The sequence below is a fragment of the Bradyrhizobium sp. Pha-3 genome (genome assembly GCF_042258325.1).
Taxonomy (GTDB): Bacteria; Pseudomonadota; Alphaproteobacteria; order Rhizobiales; family Xanthobacteraceae; genus Bradyrhizobium; species Bradyrhizobium elkanii.
The window spans coordinates 211,326-236,400 of the sequence record NZ_CP170151.1 but is presented as its reverse complement, the minus strand read 5'-3'; the positions used below and the strand labels follow the sequence as shown (position 1 = coordinate 236,400).

20 protein-coding genes are annotated in these 25,075 nt (G+C 65.1%); 5 read left to right on the top strand and 15 right to left on the bottom strand.

Annotated elements, in window-relative coordinates; all coding sequences use genetic code 11:
• Window positions 1-71 precede the first annotated feature (71 nt).
• Window positions 72-2,282, bottom strand: coding sequence for a primosomal protein N' (locus ACE10X_RS01125; protein ID WP_304557413.1), 2,211 nt, complete (start codon window positions 2,280-2,282; stop codon window positions 72-74).
• Window positions 2,283-2,517: 235 nt separating this feature from the next.
• Here ACE10X_RS01125 and ACE10X_RS01120 point away from each other — a divergent pair, with 235 nt between their 5' ends.
• The gene (locus ACE10X_RS01120; protein WP_038384685.1) at window positions 2,518-3,489 is read left to right on the top strand and encodes a tyrosine recombinase XerC; all 972 of its coding nucleotides are present in this window, start codon (window positions 2,518-2,520) and stop codon (window positions 3,487-3,489) included.
• Window positions 3,490-3,636: 147 nt separating this feature from the next.
• Window positions 3,637-4,227, top strand: coding sequence for a DUF4337 domain-containing protein (locus ACE10X_RS01115; RefSeq protein ID WP_026192099.1), 591 nt, complete (start codon window positions 3,637-3,639; stop codon window positions 4,225-4,227).
• A 143-nt stretch (window positions 4,228-4,370) separates the two neighbouring features.
• Here ACE10X_RS01115 and ACE10X_RS01110 read toward each other — a convergent pair whose 3' ends face one another.
• From ACE10X_RS01110 to ACE10X_RS01055, 12 genes are all read right to left on the bottom strand, one after another.
• Window positions 4,371-4,910 carry a hypothetical protein gene (locus ACE10X_RS01110; protein ID WP_028336313.1) on the bottom strand — a complete coding sequence of 180 codons (540 nt, stop codon included), beginning with the start codon at window positions 4,908-4,910 and terminating at the stop codon, window positions 4,371-4,373.
• A 40-nt stretch (window positions 4,911-4,950) separates the two neighbouring features.
• On the bottom strand, window positions 4,951-6,351 hold the full coding sequence (gene lpdA / locus ACE10X_RS01105) for a dihydrolipoyl dehydrogenase (protein ID WP_038384686.1): 1,401 nt from the start codon (window positions 6,349-6,351) through the stop codon (window positions 4,951-4,953).
• 84 nt (window positions 6,352-6,435) lie between these two features.
• Window positions 6,436-7,185 carry an SDR family oxidoreductase gene (locus ACE10X_RS01100; RefSeq protein WP_038384688.1) on the bottom strand — a complete coding sequence of 250 codons (750 nt, stop codon included), beginning with the start codon at window positions 7,183-7,185 and terminating at the stop codon, window positions 6,436-6,438.
• Between the two features lie 72 nt (window positions 7,186-7,257).
• Window positions 7,258-8,505 carry a 2-oxoglutarate dehydrogenase complex dihydrolipoyllysine-residue succinyltransferase gene (gene odhB, locus ACE10X_RS01095; RefSeq protein ID WP_028340812.1) on the bottom strand — a complete coding sequence of 416 codons (1,248 nt, stop codon included), beginning with the start codon at window positions 8,503-8,505 and terminating at the stop codon, window positions 7,258-7,260.
• Between the two features lie 184 nt (window positions 8,506-8,689).
• Window positions 8,690-11,650 carry a 2-oxoglutarate dehydrogenase E1 component gene (locus ACE10X_RS01090; protein WP_038384690.1) on the bottom strand — a complete coding sequence of 987 codons (2,961 nt, stop codon included), beginning with the start codon at window positions 11,648-11,650 and terminating at the stop codon, window positions 8,690-8,692.
• A 254-nt stretch (window positions 11,651-11,904) separates the two neighbouring features.
• Window positions 11,905-12,786, bottom strand: coding sequence for a succinate--CoA ligase subunit alpha (gene sucD / locus ACE10X_RS01085; protein ID WP_038384691.1), 882 nt, complete (start codon window positions 12,784-12,786; stop codon window positions 11,905-11,907).
• A gap of 96 nt (window positions 12,787-12,882) precedes the next feature.
• On the bottom strand, window positions 12,883-13,359 hold the full coding sequence (locus ACE10X_RS01080; RefSeq protein ID WP_016845086.1) for a DUF1579 family protein: 477 nt from the start codon (window positions 13,357-13,359) through the stop codon (window positions 12,883-12,885).
• Window positions 13,360-13,361: 2 nt separating this feature from the next.
• Entirely contained in the window at window positions 13,362-14,558 is a 1,197-nt protein-coding gene (gene sucC, locus ACE10X_RS01075) for an ADP-forming succinate--CoA ligase subunit beta (protein ID WP_028340816.1), read from the bottom strand.
• A gap of 161 nt (window positions 14,559-14,719) precedes the next feature.
• Window positions 14,720-15,688 (bottom strand): malate dehydrogenase, encoded by a 969-nt coding sequence (gene mdh, locus ACE10X_RS01070; RefSeq protein WP_038384693.1) that lies wholly within the window; start codon window positions 15,686-15,688, stop codon window positions 14,720-14,722.
• A 207-nt stretch (window positions 15,689-15,895) separates the two neighbouring features.
• Window positions 15,896-17,083: a cell division protein ZapE gene (zapE, locus tag ACE10X_RS01065; RefSeq protein ID WP_304557412.1), complete on the bottom strand. Its 1,188-nt coding sequence runs from the start codon at window positions 17,081-17,083 to the stop codon at window positions 15,896-15,898.
• A gap of 151 nt (window positions 17,084-17,234) precedes the next feature.
• The gene (gene thpR, locus ACE10X_RS01060; RefSeq protein WP_038384695.1) at window positions 17,235-17,771 is read right to left on the bottom strand and encodes an RNA 2',3'-cyclic phosphodiesterase; all 537 of its coding nucleotides are present in this window, start codon (window positions 17,769-17,771) and stop codon (window positions 17,235-17,237) included.
• Window positions 17,772-17,937: 166 nt separating this feature from the next.
• On the bottom strand, window positions 17,938-18,597 hold the full coding sequence (locus ACE10X_RS01055; protein ID WP_038384697.1) for an arylesterase: 660 nt from the start codon (window positions 18,595-18,597) through the stop codon (window positions 17,938-17,940).
• 55 nt (window positions 18,598-18,652) lie between these two features.
• Here ACE10X_RS01055 and ACE10X_RS01050 point away from each other — a divergent pair, with 55 nt between their 5' ends.
• The 3 genes from ACE10X_RS01050 to ACE10X_RS01040 all read left to right on the top strand — a co-directional run bounded on the left by ACE10X_RS01050 (window position 18,653) and on the right by ACE10X_RS01040 (window position 22,981).
• Window positions 18,653-19,372 (top strand): ABC transporter ATP-binding protein, encoded by a 720-nt coding sequence (locus ACE10X_RS01050; protein WP_038384696.1) that lies wholly within the window; start codon window positions 18,653-18,655, stop codon window positions 19,370-19,372.
• A gap of 13 nt (window positions 19,373-19,385) precedes the next feature.
• Window positions 19,386-21,956, top strand: a complete 2,571-nt coding sequence (locus ACE10X_RS01045) for an ABC transporter permease (RefSeq protein WP_375763926.1) — start codon at window positions 19,386-19,388, stop codon at window positions 21,954-21,956.
• A gap of 233 nt (window positions 21,957-22,189) precedes the next feature.
• Window positions 22,190-22,981 (top strand): Bax inhibitor-1/YccA family protein, encoded by a 792-nt coding sequence (locus tag ACE10X_RS01040; RefSeq protein ID WP_021078796.1) that lies wholly within the window; start codon window positions 22,190-22,192, stop codon window positions 22,979-22,981.
• A gap of 343 nt (window positions 22,982-23,324) precedes the next feature.
• Here ACE10X_RS01040 and ACE10X_RS01035 read toward each other — a convergent pair whose 3' ends face one another.
• On the bottom strand, window positions 23,325-23,696 hold the full coding sequence (locus ACE10X_RS01035; protein WP_028340822.1) for a DUF2794 domain-containing protein: 372 nt from the start codon (window positions 23,694-23,696) through the stop codon (window positions 23,325-23,327).
• A 544-nt stretch (window positions 23,697-24,240) separates the two neighbouring features.
• On the bottom strand, window positions 24,241-25,002 hold the full coding sequence (locus ACE10X_RS01030; RefSeq protein WP_038384699.1) for a thioredoxin family protein: 762 nt from the start codon (window positions 25,000-25,002) through the stop codon (window positions 24,241-24,243).
• Window positions 25,003-25,075: the final 73 nt, after the last annotated feature.

Below are 25,075 nucleotides of genomic sequence, written 5' to 3'. Positions count from 1 at the left end.
ATCCCGCTCCACTTCTTTGTCTTGAGCATGATCTTGTCGGAAAACCGCCACACCCTTTTCCGGATCCTGCTCTACAGGAAGCTCTGCGGATCGACGTCGACCTCGAGCTTCAGATTGCCCTTGGTCTTGGGACCCGCCGCCAGCCATTCGCGCAGGTATTGCGACAGGTCGACATTGCGCAGCGACTTCAGCAGCAGGCGGAAGCGGTAGCGGCCCTTGATGACGGCGAGCGGCGCCTCCGCGGGCCCGAGCACCTGGATCCGCTCATCGAGCGGCGCCACCGCGGCGAGCTTGCGGGCAAAACCTTCCGCGGTCGGACGGTCGCCGGCGGAGACGATCAGGCTCGCCAGCCGGCCGAACGGCGGGTAGCCGGTGCGCTCGCGAATCTCGATCTCGCTGGCATAGAACGCCTCGCGGTCATTGGCGATCAGGGCCTTGATCACGGGATGCTCCGGCTGGTGGGTCTGCAGAAAGCCGACGCCGCGGCCCTGCTCGCGGCCGGCGCGGCCGACCACCTGGTTCAGCAGCTGGAACGTCCGCTCGGCGGCGCGCGGATCGCCGTTGCTCAAGCCGAGATCGGCATCGATGACGCCGACCAGATTGAGCCGCGGGAAGTTGTGGCCCTTCGCCACCAGCTGGGTGCCGATGATGATGTCGACGCGGCCCTCGGCGATCTCGTTGAGCTCGCTGCGCATGGTCTCGATCGAGGTGATGAGATCGCTCGACAGCACCATCGTCCGTGCCTCGGGGAAGATGTGAGCCGCCTCCTCCTGCAGGCGCTCGACGCCGGGACCGACCGCGACCAGCGATTCCTCGGCCGCGCAATGCGGGCAGATATTCGGGCGCGGCATCGAGAAGCCGCAGTGATGACAGACCAGCCGCTGCCGGAACCGGTGATCGACCAGCCAGGCGTCGCAGATCGTGCAGGCGAAGCGGTGGCCGCAGGCGCGGCACAGCGTCAGCGGTGCGTAGCCGCGGCGGTTGAGGAACAGCAGCGCCTGCTCGCGGCGCTCGATCGCATGGCGAATTTGCTCGGCCAGAACAGGCGAAATGAAGCGGCCGCGCGGCGGCGGCGCGCGGCGCATGTCGATCGCCTCGATATGCGGCATGTGCTGGCCGCCGAACCGCGACGGCAGCGCCACGCGCTGGTAGCGCCCCTTGCGCGCATTGACCTCGCTCTCGACCGACGGCGTGGCCGAGGCCAGCACGATCGGGATCTTGGCGATATGGGCGCGGACCACCGCCATGTCGCGGGCGTGATAATGCGCGCCGTCGTCCTGCTTGTAGGCCTGGTCGTGCTCCTCATCGACGATGATGAGCCCGAGATCGGCATAGGGCAGGAACAGCGCGGAGCGGGCGCCGACCACGACCGGCGCCTTGCCCTCGGAGATCGCGGCCCAGTTGCGCGCCCGCGTGCGCGGCGTGAGCTCCGAATGCCATTCCAGCGGCCGCACGCCGAAGCGCTGCGCGAAACGGTCGAGGAACTGGCCGGTCAGCGCGATCTCCGGCATCAGGATCAGCGTCTGCTTGCCGCGACGGATATTCTCGGCGATCGCCTCGAAATAGACTTCGGTCTTGCCGGAACCGGTGACGCCGTCGAGCAGCGCGACGTGAAAGCTGCCGCTGGCAGCCAGCGTCCGCATCACGTCGACGGCGCTGCGCTGCTCGCGCGAAAAATCCGGCTGCGCGTAGGAGGGATCCGGAACGGGCGGCGGTGCCGGCGGCGGCATCGCCTCGACCGTGAGGGTGCCTTCGTCGACCAGGCCGTCGATCACGCCGGAACTGACGCCAGCCTCCCGCGCCGCCTCCGACTTGCCGTGCAGCAACCGGTCCGACAGCACCTCGATCACCCGCCGGCGCGCCGGCGTCAGGCGCCGCGGCGGCTCGCCGACCAGCCGCACGCCGAGCCGCGTCCGCTCTGGCCCGAGATTGTCGCCCATCCGCAGCGTCATCCGCAGCACCATGCCGCGCGCCGACAAAGTGTAGTTGGAGACCCAATCGACCAGCTGGCGCAGCTCCGGCTTCAGCGGCGGAACATCGAGCTTTTCACTGACGTCCTTGAGTCGGTTGTGCAGCCGCGGATCGGGATTGGCATTTTCCGCCCACACCACCGCAACGACCTCGCGTGGCCCGAGCGGAACGCCGATCACATCGCCCGGCGCAAGCTCCATGCCGCGCGGAACGCGGTAGGAATAGGTCTGGTTCAGCGCGACGGGCACCAGCACGTCGACGACACGTATCGTCGATGCGGAGGCTGGGCCGGGGCGCGTGGTATGGTCCATTGAATCGGAAACCTTGATCCCGAGCGGGCTAGAGATTTGGTTTCTGATCGAATCAGAACCAAATCTCCAGCTTCTTGTTTTGACGCGTTTTCTTCACGCTAACCGGCGTCCACTTCGCTCGAAAACGCTCTCCCACCGCTTCGCTCTCTTAGCGAACGGTAAACGAAGGCAGTGCGATATAATCAGGAGATTGGCAGCGCCAATAGCCCTTAAGACACGGACTTAAGACACGGACATGGCCCGGACCGATCAGCCCATCCCACCGCTCGAGCTCGACTGCGCCGACGCATCGGTCACGCAGGAGATGACGCGCTGGCTGTCGCATCTGCGTGCGGAGCGGCGGCTGTCGCCGAAGACGCTCGAGGCCTATGCCCGCGACGTGCGCCAATGCCTCGCCTTCCTGGCCGGGCACTGGGGCGCGCGGGTGACGCTGAAGGCTTTTTCCGCGCTCGAGGCGAGCGATGTGCGCGCCTTCATGGCGATGCGCCGCGCGGATGAAATCGGCGGGCGATCGCTGATGCGGGCGCTGGCGGGCCTGCGCTCGTTCGGCCGTTTCCTGGAACGCGAAGGCAAGGGCAAGGTCGGCGCGCTCTCGGCGATCCGCGCGCCCAAGGTGGCGAAGAGCCTGCCGAAGCCGATTCACATGGAAGCAGCGAAACGCTTTGCCGATGCCGACGAGCGCGCGGACGAGACCCGCGAGACCTGGATCCTGGTGCGTGACGCCGCCGTCATGGCGCTCCTCTATGGTTCGGGCCTGCGCATCTCCGAGGCACTGGGGCTGAAGCGCCGCGACGTGCCGAAGCCCGGCGAAGGCGACGTGCTCGTGGTGACCGGCAAGGGCAACAAGACCCGCATGGTGCCGGTGCTGCAGAACGTGCTGCAATTGATCGCGGACTATGCCGCGATCTGCCCGCATCAGCTCAGCCCCGCGGGGCCGATGTTCGTCGGCGCGCGCGGCGGCCCCTTGAGCCCGCGCATCATCCAGCTCACCATGGAGCGGCTGCGCGGCGCGCTTGGCCTGCCCGACAGCGCAACGCCGCATGCGCTGCGGCACTCCTTCGCCACGCATCTGCTCAGCCGCGGCGGCGATTTGCGCGCGATCCAGGAATTGCTCGGCCACGCATCGCTGTCGACCACGCAGATCTACACCGGCATCGACAGCGAGCGCCTGCTCGAAGTCTATCGCTCCGCGCATCCGCGCGGCTGAGCGCCCGGGTCTGGATTCAAAATAAAGCGCGGGCTTTGGCCCGCCGTCATGCGCCGTTCATCTTCAGACGGCTACTCCAAGCCGCCCGCCCCTTGCCTTGTGCGCCGCATTCGGCAATCGTGGCGCGGTCGCATGCGGAGGGGAATCATGAGCGCACATGAAAGTATGGAGCACGCGGAGCATGCCGAGCATGCTTCGGGCGAGAACAAGAAGATCGCGCTCCTGATCGCCGTGATCGCCCTGTGCCTGGCGCTGTCGGAAACGCTCGGCAAGGGCGCCCAGACCGAATCGATCAGCAAGAATGTCGAGGCCTCCAACCTGTGGGCCTTCTTCCAGGCCAAGAGCATCCGCCGGACCGCGGTGCAGACCGCGGCCGAACAGGGCAAGCTGAACCTCGCGACCACCACCGACGAGGCGGCCAGGGCCGCGCTGCAGAAGCAGATCGACGACTGGCAGAAGACCGCGGCGCGCTATCGCTCGGAGCCGGAAACCGGCGAGGGTTCAGAGCAGCTCTCCGAACGCGCCAAGCACGCCGAGCATGAGCGCGACGAGGCCACCGCGAAATATCATCATTTCGAGCTTGCCTCCGCCGCCTTCCAGATCGCCATCGTGCTGGCATCGGCGACCATCATCACGGGCATCCTCGCGCTGGCCTGGGTGTCCGGCCTGGTGACGCTCGCCGGCATCGTGATGACGGCGCTCGGCCTCTTCCAGCCGCACTTGCTGCATCTGCATTGAGCGCCGCGCGCCGCTTTCGAACCGTCATCCTGAGGAGCGCGCCCTTGCGCGCGTCTCGAAGGATCGACGGCCACCGGCCGGGCCGTGCATCCTTCGAGACGCGCGTTCCGCGCTCCTCAGGATGACGGAATAGAAAGTTTTGATCAAAGAGGCTTGCTGGTCTGATGCACGCTTTTGCGGAAGCGCGCGATCACGCGCAGCGTGCGCGCCGCCCAGCCCTCGCCGTCGCCACTGATCATCTCGCGAATGCGCCGCTTGATCGGTTCGACCAGCGCGGTGGCCTTGGCCCGCAGTGCCATCACGAAATTATAGAGCGCCTCGAACCAGGGCATCTCCAGCAGTTTCGGCCGCGTCACGTCGAACAGGAAGGCCGTCACGCCGACACCGACGAACTTGGCGAACAGGATCAGCGAGACCGCACTGAACCAGTATTGGTTCGCCAGCAGCCAGAGCCCGATCAGCTTGAGCGGAAACAGCGGGATGACCGGCACGACGAAGACGATCAGCGTCATCGCCGGCGACAGCGAATCGACCCGGTCGGCAAGCCATTGCTTGAGCGCGCGGAGCGGAATCCACGCCACCACCCGCGCCACGATGGGCTCGAGGTGGTCCCATAGCCAAGCCTCGACCAGGAAGACGATCGCAAGCAGGACCCAGAACGGCTGAAGCAGGCGGCGCAGCATCGCTATGATCTCAACCCGGCTGACGCCGGACGTTCGATCATCACATATGGATGGCGCGCTTGCCCACCGCAAGCGCGGCTTCCTTGATCGCCTCCGAACGGGTCGGGTGTGCGTGGCAGGTGCGTGCCAGATCCTCGGCCGATCCGCCGAATTCCATCAGGACGCAGGCTTCATGGATCATTTCGCCGGCTTCTCTGCCGACGATATGGACGCCAAGCACCCGATCGGTCTTCGCATCTGCGAGAATTTTCACGAAGCCGTCGGTGGTCTGATTGACCTTGGACCGGCCGTTCGCCGTGAACGGGAATTTGCCGACGGTGTACGCGACGCCGGCCTGCTTGAGATCTTCCTCGGTCTTGCCGACCGACGACACTTCCGGCGTGGTATACACAACACCTGGAATGACGTCGTAGTTCACGTGGCCGGCCTGGCCCGCGATGATCTCCGCGCAGGCAACGCCTTCGTCTTCCGCCTTGTGCGCGAGCATCGGCCCGGCCACGACGTCGCCGATCGCATAGATGCCCTTCACGTTGGTCGAGAAGTGCGCGTCGATCTCGACGCGGCCGCGATTGTCGAGCGCGACGCCGGCCTCCTTCAGCCCGAGGCCCTCGGTGTAGGGTACCCGGCCGATGCAGACGAGCACGACGTCGGCTTCGATGGTCTCCGCAGCGCCGCCGGCGGCCGGCTCGACCTTGACCTGCAGCGTCTTGCCGGAGGTATCGACCGCGGTGACCTTGGCGCCGAGCTTGAAGACGAAGCCCTGCTTCTCGAGCATGCGCTGAAATTGCTTTGCCACCTCGCCATCCATGCCGGGCAGGATGCGGTCGAGGAATTCCACGACCATGACGTCGGCACCGAGACGCCGCCAGACCGAGCCAAGCTCGAGGCCGATCACCCCCGCGCCGATGATCAACAATTTCTCCGGCACCTTCTCCAGCGACAGCGCGCCGGTCGACGACACGATGCGCTTCTCGTCGATGTCGATACCCTTCAGGCGGGCGATATCGGAGCCGGTGGCGACCACGATGTTCTTGGTCTCGACGGTCTCGGTCTTGCCGTCGCCGGAGACCTCGACCTTGCCGGCACCGAGGATCTTGCCGGTCCCCTTGAGCACGTCGATCTTGTTCTTCTTCATCAAGAACTCGACGCCCTTGACGTTGCCGTCGATGCCCTGCTGCTTGAAGTTCATCATCGCGGGCAGATCGAGCTTCGGCGCCGGGACACTGACGCCCATCTTGGCAAAGGAGTGCCCGGCTTCCTCGAACATCTCGGAGGCGTGCAGCAGCGCTTTCGACGGCATGCAGCCGACATTGAGGCAGGTGCCGCCCAGCGTCGCGTTCTTCTCGACGACGGCGACCTTCATGCCGAGTTGCGCCGCGCGGATCGCGCAGACATATCCGCCCGGGCCGGTGCCGATGACGACGAGATCATAAGAAGCCATGATGGAAGGTCCTGTAGCTAAGCTCTGTGACAATTACGCGGGCGCGATCGTGTCGGCAGACCGCCGCCCGCTCTTGATCGTGTGCTAGCGACCGCCCGACACGTCGAGGATCGCGCTGGTGACATAGGAAGCCTCGTCCGAGATCAGCCAGACGATGGCGTTGGCGATTTCATCGGCCGTGCCGACACGCTTCATCGGCACCATATGGGCAAGCCGGTGCGCGCGATCGGGCTCGCCGCCCGCGGCGTGGATGTCGGTGTCGATCAGTCCGGGCCGGATGCCGGCAACGCGGATGCCCTCATTCGCGACTTCATAGCCGAGGCCGATCGTGAAGGAATCGATCGCGCCCTTGGAGGCGGCATAGTCGACATAGGTGTTGGGCGCGCCGAGTTTCGCCGCGACCGAGGACAGGTTGACGATGACGCCGCCCTTGCCGCCGTGCTTGGTCGACATGCGCTTCACCGCCTCGCGCGCGCACAGGATGCTGCCGGTGACGTTCACTGCCATCATCTGCTGGATACGCTCGGCCGACATCTCGTCGACGCGTACGCCGCTCTTGCCGACGATGCCGGCATTGTTGACGAGCGCGCCGAGCGTGCCGAAGCCGTCGGCCGCCTTGAACAGCGCCAGGATGTCCTGCTCGCTGCCGACATCGCATTTCACCGCAATCGCCTTGCCGTTTTTGGCCTCGATCGCAGCGACGACCTCGTCAGCTGCGGTCTTGTTGGATGCATAGCCGACCACGATGCGATAGCCGCGCGCGGCGGCAGCAAGCGCGGTGGCGCGGCCGATGCCGCGGCTGCCGCCGGTGATGACAACGACCTTATCCGTCACTTTGATCCCCAAATGTGAGCACCCAACAGATCGCGGCGCCCGAGCCGATCGGACGCCGCGCGCGATACGACCTTAGAGGTCCAGCACCAGGCGGGCCGGATCCTCCAGGCTCTCCTTGACGCGCACCAGGAAGGTGACCGCCTCCTTGCCGTCGATGACGCGGTGGTCGTAGGACAGCGCCAGATACATCATCGGGCGAACCTCGATCTTGCCGCCGACGACCATCGGCCGCTCCTGGATCTTGTGCATGCCGAGGATGCCGGACTGCGGCGCATTCAGGATCGGCGTCGACATCAGCGAACCGTAGATGCCGCCATTGGTGATGGTGAAGGTGCCGCCCTGCATCTCGTCGATCTTGAGCTGACCGTCACGGGCGCGTCGGCCGTAGTCGGCGATCGACTTCTCGATCTCGGCGATCGACTTGTGGTCGCAGTCGCGCACCACAGGCACCACGAGGCCGCGGTCGGTGCCGACCGCAACGCCGATGTGATAGTAGTTCTTGTAGATCAGGTCGCTGCCGTCGATTTCGGCGTTGACCGCCGGAATGTCCTTCAGCCCCTGCACCACCGCCTTGGTGAAGAAGCCCATGAAGCCGAGCTTCGAGCCGTGCTTCTTCTCGAACGTGTCCTTGTAGAGGGCCCGCAGCTTCATCACCTCGGTCATGTCGACCTCGTTGAAGGTCGTCAGCATCGCGGCGGTGTTCTGCACGTCCTTGAGGCGGCGCGCGATGGTCTGGCGCAGCCGGGTCATCTTCACGCGCTCCTCGCGCGCGGCGTCGTCCGCCGGCGAGGGCGCACGAACCTGCACGGCGGCGGCCGGCTGGTTGACCGGGGTCGGCGCCGAGGCGGCCTTCTCGATCGCGGCCAGCATGTCGCCCTTGGTCACGCGGCCATCCTTGCCCGAACCGGGAACGGTGGACGCATCGATGCCGCTTTCGGCGGACAGCTTGCGGACCGAGGGTGCCAGCGGCGCATCCGCCGGCGGCGCCTTCGGCGCGGCGGCAGCAGCCGGCGCAGCAGCGGGCGCTGGCGCGGCGGCCTTGGCGGGAGCAGCAGCAGCAGCGGCAGCGGGCTTGGCTGCGGCTGCGCCGTCATTGATCTGGCCAAGCAGCGCGCCGACGGCGACGGTCTCGCCGTCGTTGGCGATGATCTCGCCGAGCGTGCCGGCGACCGGCGCGGGCACCTCGATCGTGACCTTGTCGGTCTCCAGCTCCACCAACGGCTCGTCCACCGCGACGGCTTCACCGGCCTTCTTGAACCAGCGGCCGATCGTGGCCTCGGTCACGGATTCGCCGAGCGTTGGAACGCGAATTTCAGTCATGGTCTTTTCCTCGATAACCTTGCGGTCGCAAAATTGGCAGTCGTAAACCTTGCCCGCCATCACCCGCCAAAGCGAACGACCCGGTACTCCGTGACGACAGCACTCCTGCTGGATGACGCGGATACCGGATGCCCCGCTCCAGTGCGCAATTGCACAAGGCGGGGCATGGCTTCAGTGAAGGTCGTTAGTTCAGTGCGTCGTCGAGCAGCGCCTTGAGCTGCGCCAGATGTTTCGACATCAAGCCGGTGGCGGTTGCCGCCGATGCCGGACGGCCGGCATAGCGCGGACGCTTGTTGGGTGCGTGGATCTGGTTGAGCACCCATTCCAGATAGGGCTCGACGAAGTGCCAGGAGCCCATATTGCGTGGCTCCTCCTGGCACCAGACCACTTCGGCGTTCTTGAAGCGGCCGAGCTCCTGCACCAGCGCCTTCAGCGGCACCGGATAGAGCTGCTCGACGCGCATCAGATAGATGTCGTCGATGTCGCGCTTCTCACGCTCCTCATAGAGATCGTAGTAAACCTTGCCGGAGCACAGCACGACGCGGCGGATCTTGTCGTCCGGCACCAGCTTGATCTTCTCGTCCGGCAACATCTGCGCGTCATCGTACAGGATGCGGTGGAACGTGGCGTTCTTGCCGAGCTCCTCGAGCTGCGACACGGCGCGCTTGTGGCGCAGCAGCGACTTCGGCGTCATCAGGATCAGCGGCTTGCGGATTTCGCGATGCAGCTGGCGCCGCAGCACGTGGAAGTAGTTCGCCGGCGTGGTCGGATTGACCACCTGCATGTTGTCTTCGGCGCACATCTGCAGGTAACGCTCGAGGCGCGCGGAGGAGTGCTCCGGTCCCTGCCCTTCGTAGCCGTGCGGCAGCAGGCAGACGAGGCCCGACATGCGCAGCCACTTGCGTTCGCCCGACGAGATGAACTGGTCGAATACCACCTGCGCGCCGTTGGCGAAGTCGCCGAACTGCGCTTCCCAGAGCGCCAGCGCGTTCGGTTCGGCCAGCGAGTAACCATATTCGAAACCGAGCACCGCCTCTTCCGACAGCAGCGAGTTGATGACCTCGTAGTGGCCGGTGTCTTCGCCGCCGAGATGGTTGAACGGCGTGTAACGGCTCTCGTCCTCCTGGTCGATCAGCACCGAATGGCGCTGCGAGAAGGTGCCGCGCTCGGAATCCTGCCCGGACAGGCGCACATGATGGCCTTCCTGCAGCAGCGTGCAGAACGCCAGCGCCTCACCGGTGGCCCAGTCGATCCCGACACCGCTGTCGATCGCCTTGGCGCGATTGTCGAGGAAGCGCTGGATGGTGCGGTGGACGCGGAAACCGTCCGGCACCCTGGTGATCTTGCGGCCGATGTCCTTGAGCACCGCAAGGTCGACGCCAGTGACGCCGCGGCGGGCGTCTTCTTCCTGGTCGGCGATCTTAAAGCCCGCCCACTTGCCGTCGAGCCAGTCGGCCTTGTTCGGCTTGTAGCCGGCGCCGGCTTCGAGCTCGGCGTCGAGCCGCGCGCGCCAGTCGGCCTTGGCCTTCTCGACCTCGCCCTCGGTCAACACGCCGTCAGCGACCAGCCGCTTGGCGTAGATCTCCAGCGTCGACGGGTGAGAAGCGATCTTCTTGTACATCACCGGCTGGGTGAACGCCGGCTCGTCGCCCTCGTTGTGGCCGTGGCGCCGGTAGCAGAACATGTCGATGACGACCGGCTTGTGGAATTTCTGCCGGAATTCGATCGCGACCTTGGCCGCGAACACCACGGCCTCCGGATCGTCGCCATTCACGTGGAAGATCGGCGCATCGATCATCTTCGCCACGTCGGACGGATAGGGCGATGAGCGCGAGTAGCGCGGATAGGTGGTGAAGCCGATCTGGTTGTTGACGATGAAGTGCAGCGAGCCGCCGGTGCGGTAGCCCTTCAGATCCGACAGGCTGAAGCATTCCGCCACCACGCCCTGGCCCGCGAAGGCCGCGTCGCCATGCATCAGCAGCGGCAGGACGGAGATGCGCATATCCGGCGGATCGCCGTGCTGGTCCTGCTTGGCGCGCACCTTGCCCATCACGACCGGATCGACGATTTCCAGATGCGACGGATTTGCGGTCAGCGACAGATGGATGTTGTTGCCGTCGAACTCGCGGTCCGAGGAGGCGCCGAGGTGATACTTGACGTCGCCGGAGCCTTCGACCGAATCGGGGTTGGCCGAACCGCCCTTGAATTCATGAAACAGCGCGCGGTGCGGCTTGCCCATCACCTGGGTCAGCACGTTGAGGCGGCCGCGATGCGGCATGCCGACCACGATCTCCTTCACGCCGAGATTGCCGCCGCGCTTGATGATCTGCTCGAGCGCCGGGATCAGCGATTCACCGCCGTCGAGGCCGAAGCGCTTGGTGCCGGTGAACTTGGTGTCGCAGAACTTCTCGAAGCCGTCCGCCTCGATCAGCTTGTTGAGGATCGCGCGGCGTCCCTCGGGCGTGAACGAGATCTCCTTGTCCGGCCCCTCGATGCGCTCCTGGATCCACGCCTTCTGCGCGGCGTTGGAGATGTGCATGAACTCGACGCCGAGCGTCTGGCAGTAGGTGCGTTCGCAGATCTGCACGATCTCGCGCAGCGTGCCGTATTCGAGGCCGAGCACGTGGTCGAGGAAGATCTTGCGATCGAAGTCCGCCTCGGTGAAGCCGTAGGAGCGCGGATCGAGCTCCTCGCGGTCGCGCGGCGCCTCGATGCCGAGCGGATCGAGCTTGGCGTGGAAATGGCCGCGCATGCGGTAGGCGCGGATCAGCATCAGCGCGCGAACCGAATCGCGGGTGGCCTGATGGACGTCGGCATCGGACAGTTCGGCGCCCTTGGCCTGCGCCTTGGCCGCGAGCTTGGTGCCGACCGCCTTCTCGACCTGGGCCCAGTTGCCGTCGAGCGCGGAGGTCAGCTCGTCGCGCGGCGTCACCGGCCAGTTGTCGCGGCCCCACGAGGCGCCCTCGGCGTTCTTCTGGACGTCGGCCGGGGCGTCCTTCAGGCTTTTGAAGAAGTCCTGCCATTCGGCGTCGACCGACGACGGGTCCTGCTCGTAGCGGGCGTAGAGGTCGTCGATGTAGGCGGCGTTGGTGCCCTGCAGGAATGATGAGAGTGCAAAAGCGGCGTTCGCGTCTTGGCGAGACATGGGCAGTCCTGGTGATTTTTTCGGTTCGCGCGTAGGAGACGGCGCTGATGCCGGTCTGGAAGTGCGCCGGCTGGATTGATACCCTTTACCCTATCTAGGACAGATATTCCTGCCTAAAAGAACTAAGAAATGAATTTATTTTCATTTTTTATTGATCGGCATTTCGGCGACAAAACGCAATAAAAAAGCGGGTTCCCCAAGGAGAACCCGCCCGAAACACGTCAAATCTGGAAGGGAACTTCGCCGGACGGCGGTTACTTCAGCATCTCCGTGAGCGTGTGCCCGAGGCGCGCCGGCGACGGCGACACCCTGATGCCGGCGGCTTCCATCGCCGCGGTCTTGGAACCGGCGTCGCCCTTGCCGCCCGAGATGATCGCGCCGGCATGGCCCATGCGGCGGCCGGGAGGTGCAGTGACACCGGCAATGAAGCCGACCATCGGTTTCTTGCGGCCGCGCTTGGCCTCGTCCTTGAGGAACTGGGCGGCGTCTTCCTCGGCGGAGCCGCCGATTTCGCCGATCATCACGATCGACTTGGTCTTCTCGTCGGCCAGGAACATCTCCAGCATGTCGATGAACTCGGTGCCCTTGACCGGGTCGCCGCCGATGCCGACCGCGGTGGTCTGGCCGAGGCCCTCCTGGGTGGTCTGGAACACCGCCTCATAGGTCAGGGTGCCGGAGCGGGAGACAATGCCGACCGAGCCGGGCTTGAAGATGTTGGCCGGCATGATGCCGATCTTGCATTCGCCGGCGGTCATCACGCCGGGGCAGTTCGGCCCGATCAGCCGCGACTTCGAGCCCGACAGCGAGCGCTTCACGCGCACCATGTCGAGCACCGGAATGCCCTCGGTGATGCAGACGATCAGCGGGATCTCCGCATCGATCGCCTCGCAGATCGCGTCCGCCGCGCCGGGCGGCGGGACGTAGACCACGCTGGCGTCGGCGCCGGTCTTCTCGCGCGCTTCGGCGACGGTGTCGAACACCGGCAGGTTGAGATGGGTCGAGCCGCCTTTGCCGGGCGCCACGCCGCCGACCATCTTGGTGCCGTAAGCGATCGCCGCTTCCGAATGGAACGTGCCGTTCTTGCCTGTGAAGCCCTGGCAGATGACCTTGGTGTTCTTGTCGATCAGAATGGACATGGTTCGAGATGCTTTCGCGAGACGATCGGTGAAGGGAACTCTATGGTTTGAGCATGTTCTTGTCGGAAAACCGGAGACCACTTTTCCGGATCATGCTCAGTGGATACGCCGGTACACGCCGGTGAGCACGTCGGCCCACCCTTCCGCGTCAGGCGAGAACTGGATTTTCATGTTGTAGGTGTTGTCGTCGACGACCTCGTAGACGTGACGGGCATTGCCGCGCAGCGAGCCGCGCACCAGGATCAGCGACTTGCCCGCCCAGCCACCGGACGCCGGTGACGGCGGGTAGTAGCCGAGCGAGTCGTGCCAGAACAATTTGTAGGCCCGATCGTCGCGGTCGTAGGTGAACACGCCGTGGGTGGCGAAGCTCTCCTTGCCGTCGCGGGTCTGCACGCTGTCCTGGATCAGGTAGAAGCCGTTGAGCGCGATGCGCGCAACGACATGCGAGGTGGCCGGACCGCCCGCGGTCCAGCGCGACGGATAGACCATCTCTTCGCCGCTCCACTCGCCCGCAAACGCCGCGAGCTTGCGGTGTTCGTCCAGCGGTGTCGGAGCGTCGAGATGATCGGCCATCGTTAGCCTCCCTTGACGGCTTTCACGATCTTCTGTGCAGCGTCATCGAGGTTGTCGGCGGGCAGGACGTTGAGGCCGCTCTCGCGGATGATCTTCTTGCCCTGCTCGACATTGGTGCCTTCGAGGCGCACCACCAGCGGCACCTTGAGGCCGACCTGCTTCACCGCGGCAACCACGCCCTCGGCGATCACGTCGCACTTCATGATGCCGCCGAAGATGTTGACCAGGATGCCCTTCACGTTCGGATCGGCGGTGATGATCTTGAACGCGGCCGCGACCTTCTCCACGCTGGCGCCGCCGCCGACGTCGAGGAAGTTCGCCGGCTCCATGCCGTACAGCTTGATGATGTCCATCGTCGCCATGGCGAGGCCGGCGCCGTTGACCATGCAGCCGATCGTGCCGTCGAGCGCGACGTAGTTGAGGTCGTATTTCGACGCCTCGATCTCCTTGGCGTCTTCCTCGGTCTCGTCGCGCAGCGCGACCACGTCCGGATGACGGTAGAGCGCGTTGCTGTCGAACGACACCTTGGCGTCGAGCACGCGCAGCTGGCCCTGTTTGGTGACGACGAGTGGATTGATCTCGAGCATCGCCATGTCCTTGGCGGCGAAGGCGGCATAGAGCTGGCCGGTCAGCTTCTCGGCCTGCTTGGCGAGATCGCCGGTCAGCTTCAGCGCCTTGGCAACCGTGCGGCCGTGATGCGGCATGATGCCGGTCGCGGGATCGACCGAGAACGAGACGATCTTTTCCGGGGTCGAATGCGCGACCTCTTCTATATTCACGCCGCCTTCGGTCGACACCACGAAGGAGATTTCGGAGGTCTCGCGATTGACCAGGATCGAGAGGTAGAACTCCTTGTCGATGTCGGAGCCTTCCTCGATGTAGAGGCGGTTGACCTGCTTGCCGTGCGGACCGGTCTGCACCGTGACCAGCGTCGCGCCGAGCATCTGCTTGGCGAATTCGCCGACCTCGGCGGCCGACTTGGCGATGCGGACGCCGCCCTTGTCGCCGGCCGATGCTTCCTTGAACTTGCCCTTGCCGCGGCCGCCGGCATGGATCTGGCTCTTCACCACCCAGATCGGGCCGGGCAGCTGCTTGGCCGCCGCGTCGGCCTCTTCCGGCTTCAGCACCGGCACGCCGCGCGAGATCGGCACGCCGAATTCATGCAGCAAAGCCTTGGCCTGGTATTCATGGATATTCATGGAAAGACGCTCCCAAACCCTCGTGCGGCGACCTTTTACGTCAGCCTTGCGACTGGCATACCATATACCAAAGCGCGCGCAACTAAAAAATCCGCCGGAATTTCATCGCCTTGCACCCGATAGACGATTGAAACCGCCTATCGGGTCATTGCCATTCGAGATTATTTGCCGAGCAGATCGGGCGCGATCTTCTTGCAGGCGTCGACCAGGCCCTGCACCGCACCGACCGACTTGTCGAAAGCCTCGCGGTCCTTGCCCGCCAGTTCGATCTCGACGATGCGCTCGACACCCTTGGCGCCGACCACGACCGGCACGCCGACATACATGTCCTTCACGCCGTACTCGCCGTTGAGATAGGCGGCGCAGGGCAGCACGCGCTTCTTGTCCTTCAAATAGCTCTCGGCCATCGCGATCGCGGACGCAGCCGGCGCGTAGAACGCGGAGCCGGTCTTGAGCAGGTTGACGATCTCGGCGCCGCCGTTGCGGGTGCGATCGACGATCTCATCGATGCGCGTCTGCGAGGTCCAGCCCATCTTGACGAGGTCGGGCAGCGGAATGCCGGCGACAGTCGAGTAGCGGGTCAGCGGCACCATGGTGTCGCCATGGCCGCCGAGCACGAAAGCGGTGACGTCCTCGACCGAGACGTTGAATTCGTCGGCCAGGAAATAGCGGAAACGCGCGGAGTCGAGCACGCCGGCCATGCCGACCACCTTCTTGTGCGGCAGGCCCGAGGCCTTCTGCAGCGCCCACACCATGGCGTCGAGCGGGTTGGTGATGCAGATGACGAAAGCGTCGGGCGCGTACTTCTTGATGCCGGCGCCGACCTGCTCCATGACCTTGAGGTTGATGGAGAGGAGATCGTCGCGGCTCATGCCGGGCTTGCGCGGCACGCCGGCGGTGACGATGCAGACCTTGGCGCCGTCGAGCGCTTCATAGGAATTGGCGCCGACCAGATTGGAATCGAAACCGTCGACCGGCGACGACTGCGCGATGTCGAGCGCTTTGCCCTGCGGCACGCCCTCGGCAATATCGAACAGCACGACGTCTCCGAGTTCCTTGAGGCCGACGAGGTGCGCCAGCGTTCCGCCGATCTGTCCGGAGCCAATCAGAGCAATCTTGTCGCGTGCCATGGGAAATCAGTCCTTTGAACTGTGTACGGGAGGGAGGGAAGTCGGTTGCAAGGGTGGTTATCCCTTTCGAATGATCCATTCAAGTCGCGGCCTGCCCGATTGCGGGCCCTGCCTGGAATTCGATCAGGCATGCCAGCACGTCCGCCCCGGACACGAAAAGTTGCTCCGAACCGGACCGCGCGCAAGACGAAATTTCGAGGCTGAATTTCAGGTCTCGACCAGGCCGGTCGACGCGCCGCTCGCGGAGGAGTCCTTCCGGCCGTGCGGCAGCGCCAGGTAGGATTCCGAGCTCATCTCAATCAGGCGCGAGGATGTGCGCTTGAACTCCATCGCCTCGACGCCGTCGGTCGCAAGGTACAGCGACACCGGATCGGCCTCGGCCGAGGCCATCAGCTTCACGGCATTGTCATAGAGCGTGTCGATCAGCGAGATGAAGCGCTTGGCGGCATTGCGCTCGGCGTAGTCCATCACCGGAATGTGGTCGATCAGGATCGTATGGTAGTCGTGCGCGAGCCTGAGATAGTCGGACGCGGCCAGCGGCTTCTCGCAGATGTCCATGAAGCTGAAGCGCGCGACGCCGTGCGCCGAGCAGGGCACGTTCAGGATGCGTCCCTTGATCGGAATGAGGCGCGCCTTGCACGGGGCATTGCCGGTCATCTTGCGCCAGGCCGCGTTGAGCGCGGCATCGGCCGCTTCATCCGCGGGCACCAGCCACATCTTGACGCCGACGAGTTTCTCCAGCCGGAAGTCGGTGCGCGCATCGAGCCGCAGCACGTCCATGTGGTCGGAGATCTGCGCGATGAACGGCAGGAACAGCGCGCGATTGAGACCGCCCTTATAGAGATCGTCAGGGGCAACGTTCGAGGTCGCGACCACCACGGTGCCGAGATCGAACAGTTTTGCGAACAGCCGGCCGAGGATCATCGCATCCGCGATGTCGGTGACGTGAAATTCGTCGAAGCAGAGCAGCCAGGCTTCGTCGAAGATCGCCTGCGCGGTGAGCGCGATCACGTCGCCGTCGGCGATCTCGCCGCGCGCGATCTGCTGACGGTAGCCGTAGATGCGCTCATGCGCCTCGGCCATGAATTCGTGGAAGTGCGCGCGGCGCTTGTGTTCGACCGTGCTCTGCTGGAAGAACAGATCCATCAGCATGGTCTTGCCGCGACCGACCTCGCCGTGGACGTAGAGCCCGCGCGGCGGCTTGTCGTCCTTGTCGCCGCCGAACAGCCGCCCGAACAGGCCTTGCTTGCGCTGCGGCTTGTAGCTCGCGAGCCGCTCATCCAGCGCGCCCAACGCCTCGGCGGCGCGGGCCTGCGCGGGGTCGGCCTCGATCGCGCCGGAGGCGACCAGGGATTTGTAGAGCTCGAGAAAGGAACTGGGCGAGGTGGACAGCATGAGCCCACCTTACGGCCCTAGTGCGCGGCAAATTGCAAGCCGTGAATTGTGCCAGTGGCCATGCAGGCAGGTATGCAAGCGCGAGGCCTTGCATACCACGGCCGGCCGCATGAGCCGCATCGGGTGCCTCAAGCCGCGATCTCAGGGCACCTCACGCGCAGAGCGCGTAGGAATCCTCGACCACATAGGGGCCGCCGCCTGTCGACGCGCGCGACGAGAACAGCACGAAGCGGTCCGCCATGAAGCTGCGGCTCGGGAAGTAGCCGCGCACGGACAGATAATCCGCGACGTCCTGGCTCGAAGCGTCATGCAAACGCGCGAGCGTGATATGTGGCGTGAATTTTCTGCCCTCGGGATCGAGCCCCATCCGCTGCATCATCCGCTCGAGCTCGGCCTGCAGTTCGATCAGCGGCCGGCTCGGCTCGACTGCGGCAACCACCGCGCGCGGCTTGCGTCCGCCGAAGCTCGACAGGCCTTGCAGTTTGACCTCGAACGGCTTGCGGTTCACCCGAAACAGCATCGACGCGATCTCGTTGGCCCAGATGCCATCGATATCGCCGATGAAGCGCAGAGTGACGTGATAATTTTCGGGATCGATCCAGCGCGCGCCGGGAAGGCCGCCACGCAAGCTGGAGAGGGTTTGGCCGATCTCGGCCGGAATTTCCAGTCCAGTGAACAGACGCGGCATCGCAATAATCCTCGATGCTTGGCGCGAGTTTTGGGAGCCCGCACCCTGTAACAGCCCGGCGACGAATCACCGACGCCTATTTGTACCCGAGATATGTGACTCTGCGAAGCATGACCCGTTAACAGCTCGTAAACCTACGGACGCGACAGGGCTCACTGCCTGCGCTTCAACTGCGTTGCCCTGATATTGCGCCGAGAAATGCCTCCACTGTGGGCAGGATATTTTTCACAACGATGTCCACACCTGCTGCCGTCGGATGCATGCCGTCGGCCTGGTTGAGCTTCGCGTCGGCGGCAACCCCATCGAGGAAGAACGGATAGAGCGGCACGCCAAAGGCCTTCGAGAGATCCGGATAGATCGCGTTGAACTTCGCTGCATACTCACTGCCATAGTTCGGTGGCGCGAGCATGCCGCACAAGAGCACGGCGATCTTGCGCGCCTGCAACTTTGTGATGATGTCGGAGAGCGCGGCACGCGTGACGGCGGGATCGATGCCGCGCAAGGCATCGTTGGCGCCGAGCTCGACGATCACGGCATCGGTTCCATCAGGCACCGACCAGTCGAGCCGCTCGCGGCCGCCCGAGGCGGTGTCGCCGGACACCCCGGCATTGCTCATCTCGACCTTTATCCCCTTGGCTTCCAACGCCTTTTGCAGCCGGATCGGGAACGCCGCCGGGCCCGGCAGGCCGTACCCGGCGCTCAGGGAATCGCCCAGAACCACCATCTTGATCGGCTTCGCCGGGCCTTTCTCCGGGCCGTTCTCCAGCCTTGGCGTCTGCGCGCTGGCCGCCGTCATCAAGCCCATAAGCAACACGAGTATGTGCACGAAGATTCTCAACCGGCCCTCGACCGCAGCCGCGGAAGTGCCATATGACCGAACCATGGACAGTCTCATCGAATCCTCTTCACTGACCGACGTCGAGCCGGACACCATTGCCGTCAGGAACGTCAATCTTTCACTCGGCACCGGCGCGGCACGGGTCCATATCCTCAAAGATATCAGCCTTCGTGTGGCGGCGGGTGAGGCCATCGGCCTGATCGGCCCGTCGGGCTCGGGCAAGTCGACCTTGCTGATGGTGATGGCGGGGCTCGAACGTCCTGACAGTGGAGAAGTGGTCGTCAACGGCACCTCGTTCAATGCCCTCGATGAAGATGCGCTGGCGCGCTTTCGCGGCCGCCAGGTCGGCATCGTCTTCCAATCGTTCCATCTGATCCCGACCATGACGGCGCTGGAGAATGTCGCGGTGCCGCTCGAACTCGCCGGCAATCCCGATGCGGCCGCGCGCGCCGCGCAGGAGCTGCGATCGGTCGGGCTCGGCGAGCGCCTGCATCACTATCCGACGCAACTCTCCGGCGGCGAGCAGCAGCGCGTCGCGATCGCGCGCGCGCTCGCGCCCGATCCCGCGATCCTCGTTGCCGACGAGCCGACCGGGAATCTCGACGAGACGACGGGCAAGCAGATCGTCGACCTGCTGTTCACCAAGCACGCCGAGCGCGGCATGACGCTGGTGCTGGTGACGCACGATCTCGCGCTCGCGCAGCGCTGCGACCGCGTCGTGCGGCTGCGCTCCGGCCGCATCGACCGACAATCAACTACATGAGCTTTGCCACCACATGAGCATTGCGTCAGAAGTCGCGCTGCAGGGCCGCGCGTCGTCGCTTGCCTTCCGTTACGCGCTGCGCGAATTGCGCGGCGGCCTGCGCGGCTTCTACGTGTTCATCGCCTGCATCGCGCTCGGCGTGATGGCGATTGCCGGCGTCGGCTCGGTCGCCGCCAGCCTCGGCGACGGCCTGTCGCGTGAGGGACGCACGCTGCTCGGCGGCGACGCCGCGTTCTCGCTGATCTCACGCGAGGCCAAGCCCGGCGAGGTCGCCTATCTGCGCACGCGCGGCGAGGTTGCGATCGCGGCCACGCTCCGTGCGATGGCGCGCAGCAATGACGGCAAGCTGGCCCTGGTCGAGCTCAAGGCGGTCGACGGCAAATATCCGATGCTCGGCGAGCTGACGCTCGAGCCGAACATGCCGGTCGCCGATCTGCTCGCCGAACGCGACGGCGCCTATGGCGCGGCCGCCGATTCGACGTTGCTGGCGCGGCTCGACCTGAAGCTCGGCGACCGCGTCTCCATCGGCAGTGCGACCTACCAGATCCGCAGCGTGGTGGTGGCCGAGCCCGACAAGCTCGCCGGCGGCGTCGGCCTCGGTCCGCGCTTCCTGATCAGCGAAGCCAGCCTGCACGCCACCGACCTGCTGCAACCGGGCAGCCTCGTGCGCTGGATCTACCGGGTGAAACTGCCCGACGGCGCCAATGACGATCGCGCCACCACCGCGCTGATCGACGGCGCGCGCAGTGCCGCGCCGGAGGCCGGCTGGGAGGTCCGCAGCCGCAGCAATGCCTCGCCGCAGCTCGAACGCACCATCAGCCGCTTCACCCAGTTCCTGACCCTGGTCGGCCTCGCCGCGCTGCTGGTCGGCGGTGTCGGCGTCGCCAATGCGGTGAAGAGCCATATCGACCGGCGCCGCGACGTCATCGCTTCGTTCAAGGCGCTCGGCGCCACCGGCCGCGACGTCTTCACGATCTACTGCACGCAGGTGGTGGTGCTGGCCGGGATCGGCTCGGTGATCGGGCTCGTGCTCGGCGCCGCGCTGCCCTTCGTCATCGTCGGCCTGTTCGGCAAGCTGCTGCCGCTGCCGGTGGTGCCCGCGCTGCATCCCGATGAGCTGGCGCTGTCCTTCATCTACGGCCAGCTCACCGCGCTGGCGTTCGGGCTGTGGCCGCTCGGCCGGGTGCATGACGTGCCGGTCGCCGCGCTGTTCCGCGAGACCGTCGCCAGCGAGTGGCATCGCCCGCGCTGGAGCTATCTGGCGCTGATGGCCGTGGTGATCGCGCTCCTGATCGGCGTCGCGATCGGACTTGCCTATGACAAGCGGGTCGCCGCCGTGTTCGTCGTCTCGTCGATCGCGGTGTTCGTGCTGTTGCGCGGAATCGCCGAGCTCCTGATGGCGGTGGCACGACGGCTGCCGCGCAGCCGCATGACCATGCTGCGGCTCGCGATCGCCAACATCCACCGGCCGGGCGCGCTGACGCCGTCGGTGGTGCTGTCGCTGGGGCTCGGGCTCGCGGTGCTCGTCACCATCACCCAGATCGACGGCAATCTGCGCCGGCAATTCCTGGCCGCCCTGCCGGAGCGGGCGCCGTCGTTCTTCTTCATCGACATCCCCTCCACCGAAGCCGACCGCTTCAATGCCTTCTTGGCCAAGATCGCCGCCGGCTCGACCGTCGAGGACGTGCCGATGCTGCGCGGGCGCATCGTGGCCGCGCGCGGCGTCAAGGCCGACCAGCTCAAGCCGTCCGTCGATTCGGAATGGGTGCTGCAGAGCGACCGCGGCCTGACCTATACCGGGGAAATTCCCAAGGGCTCGAAGATCGTCGAGGGCGAATGGTGGGGGCCGGACTACAGCGGGCCGCCGCTGGTCTCGATGGAGAAGAAGATCGCCGACGGCCTGTCCCTGAAGATCGGCGACGAGATCGTCGTCAACGTGCTCGGACGCGACGTGCCGGCGAAGATCGCCAACCTGCGCAACATCGACTGGCAGGGCCTCGGCATCAATTTCGTGCTGGTGTTCTCGCCGAATGCCTTCAAGGGCGCGCCGCACAGCCATGTCGCGACCCTGACGGAACCACACGCCGATTCCGCCGACGACGCGCGCATCATCAAGCAGGTCGCCGACGCGTTCCCGATGGTGACCAGCGTGCGGGTCCGCGAGGCGCTGGAGACGGTCGGCAGCGTCGTCAGCAATCTGGTGCTGGCGATCCGCGGCGCCAGCGCCGTGACGCTGATCTCGGCGATCCTGGTGCTCGGCGGCGCGCTCGCCGCCGGACACCGCCACCGCGTCTATGACGCCGTGATTCTCAAGACGCTCGGCGCCACTCGGGTGCGATTGCTCGGTGCCTACGCGCTGGAGTATCTGATGATCGGTTTTGCAACCGCCGTGTTCGGGGTGATCGCCGGTTCGATCGCGGCCTGGCTGATCGTGACGCGGCTGATGACGCTGAGTTTTATATGGCAGGCCGGCAGCGCCGCGCTGGTCGTGGTCGCCGCGCTGGTCGTCACGGTCGGACTGGGGCTAGCCGGGACGCTGCTCGCGCTAAACCAGAAGCCGGCCTCAGTGTTGCGGAATTTGTGACAAAATGTAGCGGCGCGAGCGCCGTTTTTGCCTGTAACGCTAGGTAGAGCGACATTCGGCCGCGCGTGGAAGCTTGCGTCGGATGTGTTAATTTCCCACATACCAATCGGGTCGGATAGTCGGTTTGAATGACACGGAATTAATGTTCCGCAAACCGAGCCATCTGAGATAGATTTACGACCGGCGCCGCAAATCCCTTGCGCTCCACCGGGACCAACCACGGGAATTCGACCATGTCGGACCTAGACCGCAACTACGCTTCTCCTTTCGGCCGGGCCGCCGGGCGCATTGACGCTGCGGCCGTCGACGCCGGTCTGCGCGCCTACATGCTGCGCATCTACAACTACATGAGCATCGGCCTGGCCATCACCGGCCTCGCCGCGCTCGGCGTCTACATGGGTGCGGTGACCACCGACCAGTCGGCCGCCGTCGCCAAGTTCGGCAACGCCTATCTGACGCAGTTCGGCTACGCGATGTTCGTGAGCCCGCTGAAGTGGCTGTTCATCCTCGCCCCTCTGGCGATGGTGTTCGTCATCTCGGCCGGCATCAACCGCCTGCAGCCCGCGACCGCCCAACTCCTGTTCTGGGTGTTCTCGGCGCTGATGGGTCTATCGCTGTCGTCGATCTTCCTGGTGTACACGCACACCTCGATCGTGCGCGTGTTCTTCATCACCGCGGCCACGTTCGGTGCGCTGAGCCTCTACGGCTACACCACCAAGCGTGACATGAGCGGCATGGGCTCGTTCCTGTTCATGGGTCTGATCGGCATCATCATCGCGAGCCTGGTCAACCTGTTCCTGGCGAGCTCGGCGCTGCAGTTCATCGTCTCGGTGGTCGGCGTGCTGGTGTTCGCGGGCCTCACCGCCTGGGACACCCAGCGGCTGAAGAACGACTACATCTACGGCTACGCCTCGCAGGGTGGCGTGATGGCGGAGCGTGCGGCAATCACCGGCGCGCTGTCGCTCTACCTGAACTTCATCAACCTGTTCACGCTGCTCCTGCAGCTGCTCGGCCAGCGCGACTAAGCGCCTCGAGCGAGCCGATCAAGTCCAAGCCCCGGCCATCCGGCCGGGGCTTTTCTTTTGCGCGGAGCAGGATGTGGCGTAGCCCGGATGAAGCGCAGCGCAATCCGGGGCTGGTTCATCCATGGCTGCGACCGTCCCGGATTTCGCTTCGCTCCATCCGGGCTACAAGCTTTTCGTTTGCGCGAGGCAAAAATAATGGCGAGGCCGCTCGAGGGCCGCACAACTGCGCCGGCGGATTAGCGGATTTGTAGCCCGGATGAGCGAAGCGATATCCGGGGAAGTTGTACCCGGGTGGTGAGACCCTCCCGGATGTCGCTTCGCTCATCCGGGCTACGAGAAATCCCTACACCAGGGACAGCTTGCGGTCGATCACGAACAGCACGCGTTCCAGTTCGTGGCCGCGGCGCAGGATCAGGCCGGTCGCGGAAATCACGCTGTACATGCCCTGCTTGCGCGCAAGCCGGGGGTCCTTCTCGATCCGGTAGATCGGCACTTCCGACGCGCGCCGGAACACCGAGAACACGGCACGGTCCTTCAGGAAGTCGATCGCATAGTCGCGCCACTCGCCGTCGGCGACCATGCGGCCGTAGAGATTGAGAATGCGGTTGAGTTCAAGTCGATTGAAAGTCACGCGGTTCGGCTGAGGGGTCGCGGCGGCGGTGCGCGCCGCGGCACGACTCCCGCTCGGATCGGTGTCCTCCGAGATCAAACTCATCGAGCGCCTCCTGTCACCTCGGCGACGATCGGGTTCCGAAGGCCCCCTCTTCGGGATCGTCACGAGAGTGACATGATCGCGCTAAGCGAGCGGGCCCGCAAGGGGCCAATCGCAATGCAACCGGACCTTAACCACGGCCGCGCGCGGCGGATTGTCCGGAAAACCGCAGAGTCACGGGAACGTTAGCGGAATCATATTGCTGCCCCACTTCCGCCCATCGCCCGCCCCGCTGCCCTGCGAAAAGGAAATCCTGCGTTGGCCCGGTCCTTTCGGTTCCGGATTCCTCAGCCCCCAGCCCCCCGGGGCCGTCGGGATCGGGCCTGTTCGCAGGGGAGTTAAATCCCAACACTGGGCCAACGAAAGTTGGTCCTTTTTGTTTTTGGGACCTGCGCAAGCTGGACGCGCGCAAAACCCCGGCGCTTTCCTTTCGGCAAATCACTGAATGCAGGTTCGTCGCCATGCGCGGCTGCACGACAACATGCGTGCGGTCCAACGGCGCGCCACGGGCGGAAGCCGGCGCATCGCGCCTTACCGCAGCAAGGCTCTAGTGAAGCGAGGTGAAGGCAGCGCCGAGCATCGGGCCCGGCTTGTCGCGGTTGCCGTCCTGGACGTACACCGCCGCAGCATCGACACCGTCACGCGTGATGTTCTCCAGCGGCACGGTCCAGCTCCCGGACGAACCGTTCCAGTCACCGACCTTGAGGAGATTGCGCACCACGTTGTGGTAGGTGATCTCGCGGCCGCGGTTCTCGCCGCGCGCGATCGAGATCGGCACCGACTTCGAGATCGAGCAGATCCAGACCTCGCCGCGCGACACTGCGGGCGACTTCGACGCGGCGACCGACACGTTGATCTGCTTGCCGGTCAGCGTCATCGTCACCGGCACCGACATCACGCTGCCGCCTTTCTCGGTGTCCTTGATCGCGCTCTCGATGCTGGCGCGGTCGCTGCCGATCACATGCGCGGAGCCGTTGATAACGGCCTGTGGCGTGTAGACGTCGCGATCGCCGCGCACATGCGAATAAGCCTTCTGGCGCGCGCTGAAACGGGAATCGGCCAGCGTGTCCTTCCAGCCGAGATAGTCCCAATAGTCGATCGGCATGCTCAGCGCGATGACGTTGGGGTCCTTCGCGAGGTCACCAATGATCTTGTCCGCGGGCGGACAGGACGAGCATCCCTGCGAGGTGAAGAGTTCGACGACGGCACGCGGATCGGCGTGGGCGGGGCGGATGATCGCGACGATTGCGCAGATGCCAAGGGCGCTCGACCATCGCGAGATACAGTTATAGGCCACCATCGCTGTCATACTGCGAACCAGTCGTGATGATTTCCATCCGTAATTGTACGGAGCATGAAGTCTGTCCCTGAACTTGCGTGCC